Here is a 15,274-nt window from a genome sequence, read left to right as displayed (position 1 = left end):
CTATCCGATTCCAGCGTGCAATCCATTGCTCTTGGACGTTGTAGACCGGAATTACGTAGAAGCCGGACATCAGGGCCCGGTCGAGCGCGCGAACCGCATCCACGAAATCGGACCGGCTCCGGGCCTCAAGCAGGGCGGCGATCATGGCATCGACCGCCGGATTTTTCGCGCCCATGTAATTTCGCGTTCCCTGGATGTCGGCGGCCTCGCTGCCCCAGTAAAACGACTGCTCATTGCCCGGCGACAACGATTGATCCCAGCGGTTCTGGATCATGTCGAAATCGAAAGCGAGCCGCCGCTGGTCGAACTGGACGGCATCGACCGAACGCACGGTGACTTCAATCCCGGCCCGCTTGAGATCGCGCGCATAGGTGAGCGCGATTCGTTCCTGGTCGCGCGTCGTCACCAGGATCTCGAAGGCGAGGGGCACCCCTGTCGAGCGGTCGCGCAGAACCGTCCCGTCAAGCTCGTAACCGGCTTGCGACAGCAGGGCGAGAGCGGCGCGCAGCGCCTTGCGATCGCGGCCCGAACCGTCCGTCACCGGCAGACGATAGCTGCCGTCGAGGATATCCTGCCGCACGGCCGAGCCGAACGGCTTCAGCAGCGAGCGTTCCCGTTCATCGGCGGGGCGCGCATAGGCTGACAGTTCCGATCCCGCGAAGAAGCCGCCGGCGCGGCTGTAAAGCCCGAAGAAATAGTTGCGATTGATCCACTCGAAATCGAACAGCAGCGTCAGCGCTTGGCGGACACGGATGTCGGAGAACACCGGACGCCGCGTATTGAAGACCAGATATTCCGTCGGCGCGGGCAGGCCGGTCTTGATGGCCTCGCGAACAAGCTGACCGTTGCGGGCGGCGGGAAAATCGTATCCGTCATGCCAGCGCAGCGGTTCGGTCTCGACGCGAAAATCGTACAATCCGCGTTTGAAGGCTTCGAACTGACTATTGGCTTCGCGATAGAAGTCGAACCTGATCTCCCCGAAATTCCACAGGCCGCGATTGACCGGTAGGTCACGCCCCCAATAGTCCGGATTGCGCGTCAGCGTGACACTCGCCCCGGGCTTCACCGCGGTTACGCGATACGGCCCGGAACCCAGCGGCGCGGTCATCGAGGTCTGCTCGAACGTCGCGGCGTCGATCGCGTGTTTCGGCAAGATCGGCATCAGACCGAGAATCAGCGGCAGTTCGCGATCTCCGGTTCCGCCGAAATCGAAGCGCACCGTGCGCTCGTCGAGCGCCTCGGCCTTTGCGACCTTCGAATAATACTGGCGATGGTTGGGACGTCCTTTGTCGCGCAGGAGTTGCCAGGAAAACAGCACATCCTCGGCACGGACGGGTTGTCCGTCGGAAAAACGCGCCAGCGGGTTGAGGTGGAAGGTGGCGTAGGTTCGTGCCTCGTCCGTGTCGATGCTGTCCGCCAGGAGGCCGTAAAGCGTGAAGGGTTCGTCGTTGCCTCTCGCCATCAGGCTCTCGACCACGAATCCGCGTATTTGTTGGAAAGCGAGGCCCTTGACGATGAACGGATTGAGGCTGTCGAAGCTGCCTGGAACGCCCTGCACCAGCCGGCCACCCTTCGGCGCGTCCGGGTTTGCGTAAGGCATCTGGCTGAAATCGGCCGGCAAGGCCGGTTTGCCGTGCATCGCGATGGCGTAACTCGGACTTGCCGAAACGCTTTCTGACCATCCCATGGCGCCAAGCGCGACCATGAGGCTCATGCACAGCCCGATCAGGTCGCGGCGGCGCGCCATCGGTTTCAGTCGTAGGGTCCGGTTTGATTCGGCCTGGCGCACAGCCGAATCCTACCACAGGCGTCGCCGGGCACGGAAAAGACCAAAAACATCTGTTACCATTGCTGTTTTCGATGGTCCCTGTATTGAACGCGGGCAATTGAACGTGATAGGGCCATCTGTCACGTAACCGCCTCATTTCGCTAAGAGACAGCCGCCAACGGTCGGGGTGTCGGTGCCTGCGTCGCGGCGTTCGGGCGCCATCGTTCAGAAAGGGTTTTCCGCAATGAATTTTCGTCTCTTGGCTGCGACGGCCCGGCCGCGCGAACGGGCCTTCGCCCTGTTGGCCGCGGCGACGCTGGCGGCTGTACCTTTTATGTCTGATGCTCTCGCCCAGAATGCTCCCGCCGCCAAGGGCAAGACGGCCGCTCCGCCAAAGGCAGCCCAGGCTCCGGCCGCAGCCCCGGCCGACCAGCAGGTGCAACTGATTTACGCGCCTTGGACCAAGTTCTGCCTGAAGGGCCAGGACGCCAAGGCCAAGCAGGTCTGCTTCACCGGCAAGGACGGGCGGATCGAGTCCGGCCAGCCTGTGATCGCGGCGGTCATCATCGAGCCCGAAGGCGAGCCGAAGAAAATACTTCGCGTCACGCTGCCGCTCGGCATGCAACTCGTCCACGGAACACGCATCATCATCGACAACAATCCGCCGCAGCAAAGCCCTTACGTTATCTGCTTCGCCAACGGCTGCATGTCCGATTACGAACTGACCGCGGACATGCTCGCGAACCTCAAGAAGGGGCAGAACCTGATCGTTCAGGCGATCAACTCCAACGGCGCACCGCTGACGCTGCCGTTGCCTCTGGCAGAATTCGCCAAGGCTTATGACGGCCCGCCGACCGATCCGAAGGTGTTCGAGGAGACCCAAAAGAAGCTGCAGGAAGAACTGCAAAAGCGGGCCGCTGAAGCGCGCGCGAAGCTCGAGGCTACCCAGCAGAATGCGGGTTCAGCCCCTGCCGCCAAGCAATAGAGCATGATCCCGAAAGTGGAAAACTGGCTTTCGGAAAAGATCATGCTCAAACAAAAAAATAAGCGACGAGTCTGATTCAACGCAGTTGAAAACAGACTCCAGCACTCTTCGGAAGGCAAACGGAAAAGGCGCTCGATGGAGCGCCTTTTTTATCGATCCGTAACGGATGAAAAACCTAGAGCCCTTCCGCTTCTGATGGAATCAGAAGCGGAGCTCCATGTTTTTGATTTGACGCGTTTTCTTTACGCGAACCGGTAGCCACTTCGCTTGAAAACGCTATAGCTTCAGTTGAACGACGGATTGCGCGGACGATAGCTGCCGGATTTATCCTTGACGAAAATCTCCGCCACCTGCGAATGCCGGATCGGCTTGCCGGAATCGTCCGGCAACAGGTTCTGCTCGGACACGTAGGCCACGTATTCGGAATCCGCGTTTTCGGCGAGCAGATGGTAGAACGGCTGGTCCTTGTGCGGCCGGACATCCTCCGGGATCGAGAGCCACCATTCCTCGGTGTTGTCGAAGACGGGATCGATATCGAAAATCACGCCCCGGAACGAAAAAACCCGGTGGCGAACGATCTGGCCGATCTGAAACCTGGCGATGCGCGCTTTTCCCATCCTCGTCGAATAGACCAGGATTAAGGCCGAAGCTAGAGGTAAGCGGCAGAATCGGGGTTCCCCGTTCGGGGTGAGGGACGTTTCGCGTCAGTAATCCGCACGGACCATCAACGCCGCTATTCAAGGCCGGCCGGACCGCGTTTCCCTGTAGGGAGGTCGCCGCCACGATGGCGAGAGACCCTCGCGCATGGCAAGACGTCGAAGCGGGCCGATCCCGCTGATCAGGTGCAGCCCGAGCGCGCGCGCGGTCTGAATCGGAAGAAACTCGCTCAGCAGCGACCGGTTGGCGAGGTCGATCGCCAACGTCCGACTCAGCACGTCGCTGCGCCGCGCCGTTTCGAACCGCGCGAGGGTGCGAGGCGATCCGGGGTCCTCTCCGGACGATAGTGCGTCACGGACGACCGTTGCGATGTCAGCAGCATCGCGCAGACCCATGTTCAGGCCCTGGGCGCCGAACGGTGGCAGAACATGGGCGGATTCGCCGACCAGCACGATGCGGTCGCCTGCGAAGCGCGCAGGTCGCTCTATCGCGAGGGGAAACAGATTTCGGCCCGGTTCGACACGGAGCTGTCCCAGGATCGAATGCAATTGCCGTTCGGCGGTCTCGGCCAGGTCATCATCACTAAGCTCCTTGAGCCGCGCTGCCTCCTTGGGAGAGGCGACCCATACCACGCTGGAACGGTCCCCCGGCAACGGCACAAAAACGCAGGGACCATGCGGTGTGTGAAATTCGGTCGAGATATTCTTGTGGGGCCGGGCATGAGCGATGTTGAACGTCAATGCAGCCTGATCGAGTGGGCGGCGCGTGACGTCGATGCCGGCGGCTTTGCGGCAAAGCGACTGACGCCCGTCGGCTCCGACGACGAGATGTGCGATCAGCGTCTCTCCCTGCCGCGTCGTGATGGTGACCGCGGCATCGTCCGGTATCACATGCTCCGCTTCACCGTCGATCCGCGTGAGGTTGCCGGCTTCCGCGGCGCGCGCCTCCATGGCGGCCATCAGTGCGCGGTTTTCGATGTTGTAGCCGAATGCATCGAGTCCGATCTCTTCGGCCGAAAAACGTACCTCCGGAGCGCGGATAAGACGTCCGGTATCGTCGACGAGCCGCATGACACGGAGAGCCGCAGCGTCCGCCTCGCAACGAGCCCACACGTCAAGCTGCCGCAAGAAATCAACCGAGCCACCAAGCAGCGCCGTTGTCCGGTTATCGCCATAAGTCACACGCCGGGCGATCAGCGCCGTGCGGGCGCCCGCATCGGATAGCGCGATCGCCGCCGCCAGACCGGCGGGCCCGCCGCCGACCACCGCGACGTCGTAAACGGTATCCGTCTTCGTGCTTTCGTTCATCAATCGACAATCGGCATTCGGGGCGACATTTTCAAGCCCGCCGGCGAACATTGTTAACGCTGGTCGGTCATGTTCCCAATCATTCAAGCGGCGTAACGCCGCAAGACCCGTTATGCAAACCGGCGCAATTCCTGATAGCAAGATGGGTCAATGAGCCAGTCAAGCCGGCAAGATCCTCCCGACCCCGGAACGTCGCGTACGGCCGCGTTGTTCGTGCATGTTTTTACGGCAAGCGGGGCCGGCGTTGCGCTGCTTGCGCTGCTTGAAGGAGTGCGGGAGCACTGGGCGGCCATGTTCGCCTGGCTTGGCCTCGCGCTCGTGATCGACGGCCTGGACGGGCCGATCGCGCGGCGGCTGAACGTCGAAGTCGTGCAGCCGAACTGGTCGGGCGAGGTGCTGGACCTCGTGGTCGATTTTGTGACCTACGTGTTCGTTCCCGCCTATGCTGTTATTGCGAGCGGGCTGCTGCTGCCGGTCGCAGCGCCGTTGCTGGGCGTGGGTATCGTCATCAGCGGTGCGCTTTATTTCGCCGACCGCCGGATGAAGACGGATGACAATCACTTTCGCGGCTTTCCGGCGCTGTGGAATGCAGCCGCGTTCTACCTGTTCCTGCTGCATCCATCCCCGGCGATATCAACGCTGGCCATCGCAGCGCTCATCGTTTTGACGTTCGTGCCCGTCAAGGTGTTGCACCCTGTGCGGGTGAAGCGGCTGCGCGGCCTCAACCTCTCGCTGATCGCTGTATGGGCGGCGCTGGCGATCGTGACCGTTGCGAAGGATTTCGATGTGGCGACGCCGGTCACCGCAACGCTGTGCGCCATTGCGCTTTACGTCGTCTGCGGCGATGCCGTGATCCGTGTCCTGAGGCCAGAAAACCGATGATCGAACTGCTGACCAGCCCGGAAGCATGGGCCGCGCTGTTGACGCTGACGGTATTGGAGATCGTGCTGGGCATCGACAACGTCATTTTCCTGTCGGTGATCGTGTCTCGTATTCCGCCACCGCAAGCGAAGCGGGCGCGCCAGATCGGCCTGGCGCTGGCGCTGGTCTTCCGCATTCTTCTGCTGAGCATTCTGGTTTGGCTGATCGGCCTGACAACGCCGGTTTTCACGGTAAAGGAATTCGCCTTTTCCTGGCGCGACGTCATCCTGATTGGCGGCGGCCTGTTCCTGATCGCCAAGGCGACGCACGAGATCCACGGCGAGGTGGAAGCGCGCGAACCCGAGGAACGGGGAGTTTCGAAATCGAGCGCATTTTTCTGGATCATCGTGCAGATCATCATCGTTGACATGGTGTTCTCGCTCGACTCGATCATCACGGCGATCGGCATGGCCAAGGATCTCGAGATCATGATCGCTGCCGTCATCATCGCATGTTTCGTCATGTATGTATCGTCGGGACCGGTGGCGCGGTTCGTCGCCGAGCATCCGACGACCAAGATGCTGGCGCTGACGTTTCTTGTACTGATCGGGGTCGCGCTCGTCGCGGACGGATTCCATTTCCATATCCCGCGCGCTTACATCTACTTTGCGATGGCGTTCTCGGCGGCGGTCGAACTGTTCAACGTGCTCGCCAGGCGCAACCGCAACAAGCCTGGCCGCTGAGTTTTTTCCAGCGGTCATGTTGACAACGCAAGCTCAATGCCTTTCGCTCACGGTAGCGCGGGAGTGGCAGGGAGAGACCGATGGCCAGGGCAGTGCGCGTTCATCAGGTGGGCGGCCCCGAGGCGCTCGTCTATGAAGCAGTGGACCCACCCGCGCCGGGGCAGGGCGAGGTTCGCATTCTGCAACATGCTGTCGGCCTGAACTTCATCGACGTCTATTATCGCACCGGCCTCTACAAGGCGCCGTCCAAACCGTTCGTCATCGGCAACGAAGCCGCCGGCGAAGTCGTGGCAGTCGGGCCGGGCGTCACCGACTTCCATCCCGGCGACCGCGTCGCTTACTATTTCAATCTCGGCGGTTACGCGACCGAGCGAAACATTCCGGCCGACAGACTGGTGAAGCTTCCGGACCACATCACCTACGAGCAGGGCGCGGTGCTCATGCTCAAGGGATTGACGGTGTGGTATCTCCTGCACAAGACCTTCAAGGTCGAGCACGGTCATCGCGTGCTGATTCACGCGGCGGCAGGCGGGATCGGGCTTCTCGCCTGTCAGTGGGCGAAGGCGCTCGGTGCGAACGTCATCGGCACGGTCGGATCGCAAGCCAAGGCTGACCTCGCTCTCGCCAACGGTTGCGATCACGTCATCCTTTACAAGGAAGAGGATTTCGTCGCGCGCGTGAAGCAGATCAGCCGCAACGAACTCTGCGACGTGGTTTATGACGGCGTTGGCAAGACCACGTTTCCAGGCTCTTTGTCTTGCCTCCGACCGCGCGGCCTGTTCGTCAGCTTCGGCAACGCCTCGGGGCCGGTGCCGCCGTTCGCGCTGACTGAACTTAACAATCACGGGTCGCTGTTCGCGACGCGGCCGAAACTGAACGACTACGTGGCGACGCGCAGAGACCTGCTGGAAGGCGCCGATACGCTGTTTGCCGCCGTGATCAACGGAACGCTTCACGTCCCGATCAACCGCGCTTACGCCTTGAAAGACGCTGCGAAGGCGCACGCCGATCTTGAAGGTCGCCAGACGACGGGAGCCGCGATCCTCAAGCCGCAGTAGCCGGCTGCCGGGCGGAATGCACGCGAACAGAATTTTTCGCGAGGCGAGCCTGAGGAGAATTTCCGTCCCGGAAATCAGCGGTTTTGAGCAATCCCATCGTTATTTCTTCACCGATCTTGCAACCGGCGGGAGGCGTAGCTCATTGTAGCGCGTATTGAGCCGGAGACCGAAGATGTACCAACCATCGGATGAGATTCGCGTTAACGTGAGCGCTCGCAGCGTGACCGAACGCATGATGGTGCGCGTCCAGACCTTTGCGTTATATGGCTCGCTGGCGTTGATTGCCGCTGTGGTATTCGGTTCGCTATCGATCCACCCATTCTGATCGAAGCGGATTATTTCGCTGTCTTGAACGGCGCAATCGCGATATCGTTATCTCTGAGCGCCTTGCACAGCACCCGTGCGATGTCGACCGCGCCCGGCGTGTCGCCGTGGATACAGACGGTATCCATCCGCATCCTGATCGCCTTGCCGCTGATCGAAATCACCTCTCCGGACTGAATCATTTTCACGACGCGTTGGGCGACGGCGTCGGCGTCATGAAGGACGGCGCCGGGCTTGCCGCGCGGCACCAGCGATCCGTCATCCTCGTAAGCGCGGTCGGCGAAGACCTCATGCACCATCGGCAGGCCGAAGGCTTCGCCGGCGGCAACGAGGCGGGAGTTCGCGAGCACCACGAAGACCAGATCGGGATCGACCGCCCTGATCGCCGAGGCGATCGCGCGTGCGGTCATGTCGTCTTGGCAGGCGACATTGGAGAGCGCGCCGTGCGCCTTTACATGCGTGACCCGGTGCCCGGCCATGGTGGCGATCGCCTGCAAGGCGCCGATCTGGTAGGCGACGAGGTTCTCGATTTCCGACGACGTGAGACCGACGATGGGCCGTCGCCCGAAGCCGTGCAGGTCGCGATACCCCGGATGCGCGCCGATGCTGACGCCGCGCGCCTTGGCGAGATCGACCGTCTTCTTCATCGTGTCTGCGTCTCCGGCGTGGAAGCCGCAGGCGATGTTGACGGACGTCGCAAGCTCGAGCATCGCAGCATCGTTCCCCATCGGCCAGACCCCGAAGCCTTCGCCGAGATCGCAGTTGAGGTCGATCGTCATGAGTTTTCCGTTCCGATGTAGAGAGCGCATTGCTGCGCTTTAGCAGGTGGCCGAGCTTGTCACGTTTCGCTGTCGAATGCATTCACCGCAGAGCCCGCGATATTGGCGTTCTGCAACGCGTCGGTGATGTCGGCATCGCGCACCTCGCGCACCCGGTCCGGCAATGTTCGCAGGAGCTCCGCCATCGCCCGCGCTTCGGCCTGCGCCTCCGCCACGGTGACTGCCCGGAAGCGGAAGCCGCGGCCGGCGAAAATTTGCGCAAAGCGGCCCAGATCGGCGGAGATGACGGTTGCGATTTTCGGATAGCCGCCCGTGGTGCCGCGATCCGGCATCAGCACGATCGGCTGTCCGTTGCCGGGAACCTGAACGCTGCCATTCACGGTGCCATCGGAAACGATGTTGTGGCCATGCAGATGCGTGATGGTGGGGCCTTCGAGGCGATAGCCCATGCGGTCGCTCGTTGCTGAAATCTTCCACTCGCTTTCGAGAAACAGATCCTTCGCCTCTCCGAATTCGTCGTCCTGCGGCCCCATCACCACGCGGATCGGATCGCCGGATAGGGCGGGAAGCTGGACCCGCCGCTCGGCGGATGGTTTTACCGCATCGACATCGAGAGCATCGCCCACCTGCAACGGCCGCGGAAACGGACTGCCGAGGCCCGCGCGCGCATTGACTGCGAGGCTTCCCAGCATCGGCTCGCCCTTCACTCCGCCTTCTATGGCGAGATAACTGAAGGTGCCGCCGCGCGCGGCGGCGAGCGTCAGGGTGTCGCCGTCATTGAGCGTATAGGATTCATTGAACGGCAGCGGGTGGCCAGCGACCTCGACATTTCTCTCGGCGCCGGAGAGCGCAACGCGCACCTTGCCTTCGCGGGCAACAAAGCCGGCATTGAGCGGCCCGACTTCGATCGCAGCCGCAAAGAGCGGATTGCCGACGAGGCAATTGGCGCAAGCCAGTGCGAGACGATCCACCGCGCCGCCCGGCGTCAGGCCATAGCGTTGTGCGCCATAGCGTCCGCCGTCCTGTACCGATGTCGCAGGCCCGACGGCGGTGACGAGAAGCTTGCTCATGGCGTCACCAGTTCGGCAACGAACTCACCCTGTGCGGCGGCGCGATCCTGTTCGACGAACTGCTTGCCGTCGACCGCATAAAACGTGACGGTGTCTCCGGGTTCGAGCAGGAAAACCGGATCGCGGTGAAGCTGGTAAGTACGCACGGCGGTCCGGCCGAGCAGATGCCAGCCGCTGGGTCCGGCAAGACACTGGATGCCGCTCTGAAGGCCGCCGATCGAGATCGTCCCGGAGGGTGTGAGCAGGCGCGGGTTTTGCCTCCGTGGCATTTGAAGTGTGTTGTCAAGGCCGCTGAGATAGGAAAAGCCCGGCGTAAATCCGATCATGGCGACGCGATAGTCGCCGGCGACATGACGCGCGACGATGTCGTCCGGCGTTGTGTTCAACGTCCTGGCGACGTCTTCGAGATCGATGCCATGTTCGCCGCCATAGGTGACGGGGATACGCCAGCGCCGGACTCCGGTTGTCGGCTGTACGGGCAACCGGGCGAGGGCCGTCAGGCGTTCGCCGAGCTCATCGAAACCGATCCGAACCGGATCGTAGTGAACGAGCAGCGATCGGTAGGTCGGCACGGTTTCCGTGACTCCGTCGATCGGCGCGTCCGCAAGCGCGCGATCGAGCGTGAGTACGCGACGGTTTGCCAGTTCATCGATATTGCGGCCGAATTCCACCGTGATGGCGGCATCGCCGCTTGGCAAAAGACGTGGCGGGGACAAAGGCGCGGTCATGACCAATCAAACGGGTTCGTCAGCAACCAGAGTGACATCGCAGGAACAGCGTACGCAATTCCAATGAATTATTGATGGCAAGCTCACAGGATGTTGTAATCGGCGGAAACGTGCGAGGCTGCTCGCAGCAGGAACGAACGCAGCGCGCCGTCGTAGCTTATGCGGCAACTCAGGAGGTCAAACATGGATATTCATCAGGCAGGCTCGCGACCGGCGAACCCAGGGCCAAAGGAGTATTTTTCAGGCACGGTCATGGTCGAGCCGATCATCGCGGCCGCGAGTGCGCCCTCGCGCGTCCTTGCCGCGAGCGTCGCGTTCGATCCCGGCGCGCGTACTGCGTGGCATACCCACCCGCTCGGTCAGACCTTGTACGTCGTGTCCGGCATCGGGTTGGTGCAAACCGAGGGTGGGCCGATCCGCGAGATACGCGTCGGCGATACCGTGTGGATTCCACCGGGAGAAAAGCATTGGCACGGCGCGGCGCCGAACACCGCCATGACCCACATCGCGGTGCACGAGGCCCTCGACGGAAGCGCCGTCACCTGGCTGGAACACGTCACCGACGCTCAATATTCCGGCAAAGCCGGCGGCTGACGAAAAAGAGCCCAGCCAAGGCGGGCAGGGCTCCCCTCGTCGATACGCTTCAACAATCGATCGATCAATTCAACCGCGTCCAGGTCTGGCCACCGCAGAACATTCCGCCGAATGCGCAGCCCTGGACGCGCAGACTATCCTTGCCCTTCATCGCCACGGTGGAGCTATAGGTGCTGCCACTTTTCGGGTCGTAGATCTTCCCGCTCCACCTGGAGCCGGCGGGCTTCATGTTGATCAAAACCTTTTCCTTGTTCCGGCCGGTGCGGGAATCCACCGAATAGCCGCAAAGGTTTGTCCCGCACTCTTCGATCCGGACCCGCCCTTCCTTTTTCTCGGTCAGCCATTCACCGAGCGGTCCGACAGGTTCGGCGGCCAGGGGCGGTGGCGCCTGAACCGGCTCCGCGATCGGCGCGGTGGTGGCGACGAGGCTGGTGTTCGCCGGCTCTCTGGCTGGCGGCATCGTCGTGTTGGGCTGGGTTGTCGGAATGATGGCGCCAGCCGCGGCAGGAGCTGCCGCCGGTGCCGCGGTCTGTTGAACAGGCGCCGGCGTCGCGACGGCAGGAACAGCCGGGGCAGCGGTCGCGGATGGAAGAGCTGCTGGCGTGGCGGCTTGCGCAGGGATCGCGGGCGCGCTTGCTCGAGTCGTGTCCCGGAGATCGGACTCCCGGGCGTCGGATGCGTCGTCGACAAAATCCCTGGGCCCGGAGTCATAGAGGCCCGGGATCGAGATCGAGATGCAGGAGGGAGAGTCGCAGCCGCGCGGCGCGTGGATTCGCACGGTGCGCCCGCCGATCTCGAACGAATAGTTCTGACCCGCCTGGGCGGTCGAGGCGGAGAGCAGCAACGCGGCGGCAATGGCGAGCTTTTTCATGGAACCTCCAGTCCGGTTCGGATTGTGGTGGTCGACCTTATCCGCGCCGAGCCCGCTGGAGTGTGATTCACATCACTCTGGGATCAGACGTCATCGCAGCCGCGATGACGAGGATGCGCACTCTCGGAGGCGCAAAAGAGTCCCTGTTCGAAAAGCTAATCTCGTCAGTCCCTTTGGTCGGGGAGGCTACTTGTCGGCGCGCCGGCCAATCTCTCCACCCGCCATCTCGCTTCGCAGTTCTTCAAACCGTCGGCGGGCGGCGCGCTCGCGGTCATCGACGAACTCGATCGCGGCTTCTTTTGTCATTGGTCCACTTATGAGCGGGTACGAACTCTCTCCGATCGTTTCGTGAACGAAATAGTCGCCGTTGTCGTCGCGGCGCGTTGTCCACTTGAAACGGACGGCAGTCAGCGGGCCGGGCCCGAACTTCGTGTAGGCGTCGTCTTGTGGGACATCGACATCCGACGAAGGCTCGGGCGCGACCGGCGACGTCGTCAGCATTTCCTCGGCCCCGCCAAATTCGAGCGTGTCCACCGTCTCCGATTCGGATGCGTTACCCGCATCCTGTTCCTCGGAAATTTCAGGCTTGTCGTCGAGGGTCGCAACCGTCTCGAGAGTGTCGGTTTGATCGCTTGCACTCACCCGCTATCTCCCCAATTGAGATGGGGACGACGCGGCCGCGAGTCCGCAGGTTCTAACGGGTCCGTCCCCACGCATCCCGGTGCAATGTATCCAGACTCAAATGGGCGGTTTTTTGTCTTTGCGAGGCCGTCGTTCGTCAGCACCGCACATCATCGATGGGGGAAGCGTTCGCACCGCTACGGTGCCAAGGATGGAAATAATTGTCTCGTTTACGAATTCTGCGAATCCCGATTGATCCGCCCGCCAAAGCAAATGGGAGTCGCGTGAATAAAAAAATTTCGCTCCCGAAGATTGTCGTGTTTTCCTCAATCAAAACACCAATGATCTTCGACCGAATCCTCAATTGCGCGGCTGCTCATCGTCGTTCGCGACCTCTCTCGCAATCTCCTTGGGCGCCTCTTCCTCTTTGCGCGTCGGGTGAGACCGCACGTAGCGATAGCTGGCATAAAAGAGCAGACCGCAGCCGATGATAGCGCCAAACATCAAAATGGGCATGTTATCGTGCCTCCGACGGCGAAACGGAAAGATCGTGCCTGCTGTGAAAGCAAACGGTGCCGTCCTTCCAGCGGAACTTTAGATCGGGGAGGGCAAACAGGGCAATATCGCGATCGCTACCGCGATAAATGTAGTCTCGTAGGCCACTTCGCAAATTCTGAAGCTCTCGACCATCCCAGCACTGATTTGCTAAGAAATCCATCACTTTGGAGGCGGATAGTTTTGCTCAAAACGGAAAGAAATTGGAGGATCGATGCTTGTTCTTATCGTCGGGGCATTAGTGGCGGCTTTTCTGATATCCCGTCCGATTTGGCTGATCACCAGGAGATGGCCGAACTCGATCGGCAAGGCATTGCTTATCAATGCCGCAAGCGCTGTGATCATAGTGATCGCGGCGGTTTTCAGTTCCGCAGGCGATGGACCATCGAAACTCTATTTGGTGTTGATATTCGGGGGTGCGCAATTGATCGTACTGACCTTTGATGTGGTCGGGCTGGTCAAATTCAAGCCGTCAACCGAACCACGCTAGCGCCGGGTAGGTCCGCGGCCATCAAGGATTTCCAGAACAAGAAATGCAGCAATCACCGGTCCGGATCAGCAGACGGCTACGGAGACTGGTCATATAATCCGCTTTCGCGGATCAACGAGCGTGAGGAAGGCGTTTCCGTAGAAGACTGGCGGAAGGGGTGTCTATACTACTATAGCAATTAACTAATTGATTTTATAATTGAATTATTTATGATTGAACAAAAAAATACCCCATAAGATACCCAACTAGTTCATTGGCTCGCGGGCGAGACCCCCACGGTGATTTTTTTCGCGGTGTCCCATGACGGCCCGGCTTGTGCCGCCTTAGCTAGGTGCGTCTTTATCAAAACAGGGGACCGCTAATGCAACTTCTTTCAATAAAAGATGTCGTCGCGAGCACGAGACTAGGACGGTCGACGATCTACAGGAGGGTCGGGGAGGGAACGTTTCCGCCGCCGCTCAAGTTGTCGGAGGGATGTGTGCGATGGGATGCAGACCACCTTCAGGCATGGCGCGATGCCCTGCCCACCGCAGCCAACAGCAACGACAAGCTGAAGGAGGCGGCGTAATGGGTGAGATTGTCGCCACCGACGTCCCGCTCGACGTCCTCGCGTCGGAGATCAAAGCGCGCATAGAGGCCGGTGACCGCGCGGCGGATAAGGCAGCCGACCACTTTCGCGCTGCCGGCCTTCGCTTGCTTGACGCCAAGAAGCATCTTGCCGCGGCGAAGATTCCCTTCAACGGCTGGCTCATAGAAAACGACATCGGCCGGTCTCGCGCCTACGAGTTAATCGGCATCGCGAAGGGCACAAAAACGCTTGCTGGCATTCGTGCCTCAACCGCCGCGCGCGTCGCCCGTCACGCTGATAAGAACCGGGCGACGCGCGAGGCTTCCGTTAGTAACGGACAGCCGGAAGACGACACAGACGAGGGCTCCATGGTCGCCGCGCCCGAAGTTGTGATCGACAATCTGCTGCATTCCATTGGCGGTATGAACGAGAGCGCCCGCGTCTTCAATAAAGTTTTGAAAGCATCCACCTTCGACCAGGACGCAGTTACCAAGATCAACGCTGCGATAAACAGGATGATCAAGAAGTGGGGTTCAATTCAATCGGTCCTTGGTGTGACTACGCCGGCCTTGAGCGGCGCGGACGTTGAAAAGCTGAACGAAAAACTGGACGCGGGACTAAGGCTGGTTGAGGCCTACTCCAATGACTCTGCGCTGCAGGCTGCGCAGGCCGAAGTCGATCATCTAATCGAAGAGAATGAAGCGCTTCGCGACAATAGTTTGCATCAAGACGACCGCGCCAACGAGGTGACTTTAAAGCTGATCGAGACCTACGACACGAAGTATCTAACCAAAGTTCACCGCATGCTTGGCGACCACCTGAAACACCCAGAGCGGACTCCATTCCAGCGCCGCGCCATACTCATGGGCGGCATGGAGCACGCAAACGGCAAGCGCTTCACCGTCGCCGAGATAGACGCCGTTCATTCGTGGAAGATCGAAGCTGTAGATGTCGAAGGCCAGCGATGGGCCAACGGCGTGCGGCTTGACACCGAGGAAGAGGCTAGGCTGTACGCGGAGACCGTAAGCAAGGATGGGTATGCAAGCACTGAAGTCATTCGCGCCACCGGCGAGCAAGCGTTGGCCAGCGTCTCCGTTGATGGTGCAGGTGACGTGATCGTGCACTTCATACATGGGATGTGCGGGAGCTTGCAGTGGCATCCACTGCCCAACGCCCAAACCGCCTAACGTAACGACCGCATGACTGGCCCCCTTGCGCCGGGTGAAATCCTCCACCACTAGGACTCTCACATTGCGAATCCTCTCCATCCGACCGGCACCGCCGGGTTCGGCCAC

At 61.0% G+C, this 15,274-nt stretch carries 18 protein-coding genes; 9 read left to right on the top strand and 9 right to left on the bottom strand.

All coding sequences use genetic code 11. The features are described from left to right. A partial coding sequence (locus ACS3WA_RS12430; protein WP_438278827.1) for an extracellular solute-binding protein occupies positions 1 to 1,687 on the bottom strand: 1,687 nt, incomplete at its 3' end. A gap of 325 nt (positions 1,688 to 2,012) precedes the next feature. Here ACS3WA_RS12430 and ACS3WA_RS12425 point away from each other — a divergent pair. Next, on the top strand, positions 2,013 to 2,753 hold the full coding sequence (locus ACS3WA_RS12425) for an invasion associated locus B family protein (RefSeq protein ID WP_438278820.1): 741 nt from the start codon (positions 2,013 to 2,015) through the stop codon (positions 2,751 to 2,753). Positions 2,754 to 3,037: 284 nt separating this feature from the next. Here ACS3WA_RS12425 and hspQ read toward each other — a convergent pair whose 3' ends face one another. Then, a complete protein-coding gene (gene hspQ / locus ACS3WA_RS12420; protein WP_438278819.1) occupies positions 3,038 to 3,370 on the bottom strand; it encodes a heat shock protein HspQ in 333 nt (110 codons plus the stop codon). A gap of 120 nt (positions 3,371 to 3,490) precedes the next feature. After that, entirely contained in the window at positions 3,491 to 4,717 is a 1,227-nt protein-coding gene (locus ACS3WA_RS12415; protein ID WP_438278818.1) for a UbiH/UbiF family hydroxylase, read from the bottom strand. A gap of 150 nt (positions 4,718 to 4,867) precedes the next feature. Between ACS3WA_RS12415 and pcsA the strand changes: the two genes are divergently transcribed. The 4 genes from pcsA (at position 4,868) to ACS3WA_RS12395 (ending at position 7,704) form a co-directional block, all read left to right on the top strand. Next, the gene (gene pcsA, locus ACS3WA_RS12410; RefSeq protein ID WP_438278817.1) at positions 4,868 to 5,599 is read left to right on the top strand and encodes a phosphatidylcholine synthase; all 732 of its coding nucleotides are present in this window, start codon (positions 4,868 to 4,870) and stop codon (positions 5,597 to 5,599) included. Beyond that, positions 5,596 to 6,321, top strand: a complete 726-nt coding sequence (locus ACS3WA_RS12405; protein ID WP_438278816.1) for a TerC family protein — start codon at positions 5,596 to 5,598, stop codon at positions 6,319 to 6,321. The genes pcsA and ACS3WA_RS12405 overlap by 4 nt, the downstream gene beginning before the upstream one ends. A gap of 80 nt (positions 6,322 to 6,401) precedes the next feature. Next, positions 6,402 to 7,379 carry a quinone oxidoreductase family protein gene (locus tag ACS3WA_RS12400; RefSeq protein ID WP_438278815.1) on the top strand — a complete coding sequence of 326 codons (978 nt, stop codon included), beginning with the start codon at positions 6,402 to 6,404 and terminating at the stop codon, positions 7,377 to 7,379. A gap of 172 nt (positions 7,380 to 7,551) precedes the next feature. Then, the gene (locus ACS3WA_RS12395; RefSeq protein ID WP_292618587.1) at positions 7,552 to 7,704 is read left to right on the top strand and encodes a hypothetical protein; all 153 of its coding nucleotides are present in this window, start codon (positions 7,552 to 7,554) and stop codon (positions 7,702 to 7,704) included. A gap of 10 nt (positions 7,705 to 7,714) precedes the next feature. On the opposite strand, the gene ACS3WA_RS12390 is transcribed toward ACS3WA_RS12395, so the two are convergent. From ACS3WA_RS12390 to pxpB, 3 genes are read right to left on the bottom strand one after another with little or no spacing between them, the layout of a single operon-like run. After that, complete coding sequence (locus tag ACS3WA_RS12390) at positions 7,715 to 8,482, bottom strand: LamB/YcsF family protein (protein ID WP_438278814.1); 768 nt, start codon at positions 8,480 to 8,482, stop codon at positions 7,715 to 7,717. A 59-nt stretch (positions 8,483 to 8,541) separates the two neighbouring features. Then, positions 8,542 to 9,552, bottom strand: a complete 1,011-nt coding sequence (locus ACS3WA_RS12385) for a biotin-dependent carboxyltransferase family protein (RefSeq protein ID WP_438278813.1) — start codon at positions 9,550 to 9,552, stop codon at positions 8,542 to 8,544. Continuing rightward, entirely contained in the window at positions 9,549 to 10,280 is a 732-nt protein-coding gene (pxpB, locus tag ACS3WA_RS12380) for a 5-oxoprolinase subunit PxpB (protein WP_438278812.1), read from the bottom strand. The genes ACS3WA_RS12385 and pxpB overlap by 4 nt, the downstream gene beginning before the upstream one ends. Before the next feature lie 183 nt (positions 10,281 to 10,463). On the opposite strand from pxpB, the gene ACS3WA_RS12375 reads away from it, so the two are divergent. Continuing rightward, positions 10,464 to 10,874, top strand: a complete 411-nt coding sequence (locus tag ACS3WA_RS12375) for a (R)-mandelonitrile lyase (RefSeq protein WP_438278811.1) — start codon at positions 10,464 to 10,466, stop codon at positions 10,872 to 10,874. A 64-nt stretch (positions 10,875 to 10,938) separates the two neighbouring features. Here ACS3WA_RS12375 and ACS3WA_RS12370 read toward each other — a convergent pair whose 3' ends face one another. The 3 genes from ACS3WA_RS12370 to ACS3WA_RS12360 form a co-directional block, all read right to left on the bottom strand. Further along, positions 10,939 to 11,745: a DUF2147 domain-containing protein gene (locus ACS3WA_RS12370; RefSeq protein WP_438278810.1), complete on the bottom strand. Its 807-nt coding sequence runs from the start codon at positions 11,743 to 11,745 to the stop codon at positions 10,939 to 10,941. A gap of 186 nt (positions 11,746 to 11,931) precedes the next feature. Beyond that, positions 11,932 to 12,387 (bottom strand): hypothetical protein, encoded by a 456-nt coding sequence (locus tag ACS3WA_RS12365; RefSeq protein WP_438278809.1) that lies wholly within the window; start codon positions 12,385 to 12,387, stop codon positions 11,932 to 11,934. 339 nt (positions 12,388 to 12,726) lie between these two features. Further along, positions 12,727 to 12,882, bottom strand: a complete 156-nt coding sequence (locus tag ACS3WA_RS12360) for a hypothetical protein (RefSeq protein ID WP_438278808.1) — start codon at positions 12,880 to 12,882, stop codon at positions 12,727 to 12,729. Positions 12,883 to 13,135: 253 nt separating this feature from the next. On the opposite strand from ACS3WA_RS12360, the gene ACS3WA_RS12355 reads away from it, so the two are divergent. The 3 genes from ACS3WA_RS12355 (at position 13,136) to ACS3WA_RS12345 (ending at position 15,166) form a co-directional block, all read left to right on the top strand. Next, positions 13,136 to 13,411 (top strand): hypothetical protein, encoded by a 276-nt coding sequence (locus ACS3WA_RS12355; RefSeq protein WP_438278807.1) that lies wholly within the window; start codon positions 13,136 to 13,138, stop codon positions 13,409 to 13,411. A gap of 361 nt (positions 13,412 to 13,772) precedes the next feature. After that, complete coding sequence (locus ACS3WA_RS12350; protein WP_438278806.1) at positions 13,773 to 13,979, top strand: helix-turn-helix transcriptional regulator; 207 nt, start codon at positions 13,773 to 13,775, stop codon at positions 13,977 to 13,979. Further along, complete coding sequence (locus ACS3WA_RS12345) at positions 13,979 to 15,166, top strand: hypothetical protein (RefSeq protein WP_438278805.1); 1,188 nt, start codon at positions 13,979 to 13,981, stop codon at positions 15,164 to 15,166. The genes ACS3WA_RS12350 and ACS3WA_RS12345 overlap by 1 nt, the downstream gene beginning before the upstream one ends. Positions 15,167 to 15,274: the final 108 nt, after the last annotated feature.

The sequence above is a fragment of the Nitrobacter sp. genome (genome assembly GCF_051535235.1).
GTDB lineage: Bacteria > Pseudomonadota > Alphaproteobacteria > Rhizobiales > Xanthobacteraceae > Nitrobacter.
Note: the sequence above shows the minus strand (reverse complement) of the source record. Positions and strands in the feature narration are given on the sequence as shown.

What these genes read in the sequence shown, in the direction of transcription:
- ACS3WA_RS12425 (WP_438278820.1), top strand. Translation starts at nt 2,013, where the DNA reads ATGAATTTTCGTCTCTTGGCTGCGACGGCCCGGCCGCGCGAACGGGCC.
- hspQ (WP_438278819.1), bottom strand. Translation starts at nt 3,370, where the DNA reads ATGGGAAAAGCGCGCATCGCCAGGTTTCAGATCGGCCAGATCGTTCGC.
- ACS3WA_RS12415 (WP_438278818.1), bottom strand. Translation starts at nt 4,717, where the DNA reads ATGAACGAAAGCACGAAGACGGATACCGTTTACGACGTCGCGGTGGTC.
- pcsA (WP_438278817.1), top strand. Translation starts at nt 4,868, where the DNA reads ATGAGCCAGTCAAGCCGGCAAGATCCTCCCGACCCCGGAACGTCGCGT.
- ACS3WA_RS12405 (WP_438278816.1), top strand. Translation starts at nt 5,596, where the DNA reads ATGATCGAACTGCTGACCAGCCCGGAAGCATGGGCCGCGCTGTTGACG.
- ACS3WA_RS12400 (WP_438278815.1), top strand. Translation starts at nt 6,402, where the DNA reads ATGGCCAGGGCAGTGCGCGTTCATCAGGTGGGCGGCCCCGAGGCGCTC.
- ACS3WA_RS12395 (WP_292618587.1), top strand. Translation starts at nt 7,552, where the DNA reads ATGTACCAACCATCGGATGAGATTCGCGTTAACGTGAGCGCTCGCAGC.
- ACS3WA_RS12390 (WP_438278814.1), bottom strand. Translation starts at nt 8,482, where the DNA reads ATGACGATCGACCTCAACTGCGATCTCGGCGAAGGCTTCGGGGTCTGG.
- ACS3WA_RS12385 (WP_438278813.1), bottom strand. Translation starts at nt 9,552, where the DNA reads ATGAGCAAGCTTCTCGTCACCGCCGTCGGGCCTGCGACATCGGTACAG.
- pxpB (WP_438278812.1), bottom strand. Translation starts at nt 10,280, where the DNA reads ATGACCGCGCCTTTGTCCCCGCCACGTCTTTTGCCAAGCGGCGATGCC.
- ACS3WA_RS12375 (WP_438278811.1), top strand. Translation starts at nt 10,464, where the DNA reads ATGGATATTCATCAGGCAGGCTCGCGACCGGCGAACCCAGGGCCAAAG.
- ACS3WA_RS12370 (WP_438278810.1), bottom strand. Translation starts at nt 11,745, where the DNA reads ATGAAAAAGCTCGCCATTGCCGCCGCGTTGCTGCTCTCCGCCTCGACC.
- ACS3WA_RS12360 (WP_438278808.1), bottom strand. Translation starts at nt 12,882, where the DNA reads ATGCCCATTTTGATGTTTGGCGCTATCATCGGCTGCGGTCTGCTCTTT.
- ACS3WA_RS12355 (WP_438278807.1), top strand. Translation starts at nt 13,136, where the DNA reads ATGCTTGTTCTTATCGTCGGGGCATTAGTGGCGGCTTTTCTGATATCC.
- ACS3WA_RS12350 (WP_438278806.1), top strand. Translation starts at nt 13,773, where the DNA reads ATGCAACTTCTTTCAATAAAAGATGTCGTCGCGAGCACGAGACTAGGA.
- ACS3WA_RS12345 (WP_438278805.1), top strand. Translation starts at nt 13,979, where the DNA reads ATGGGTGAGATTGTCGCCACCGACGTCCCGCTCGACGTCCTCGCGTCG.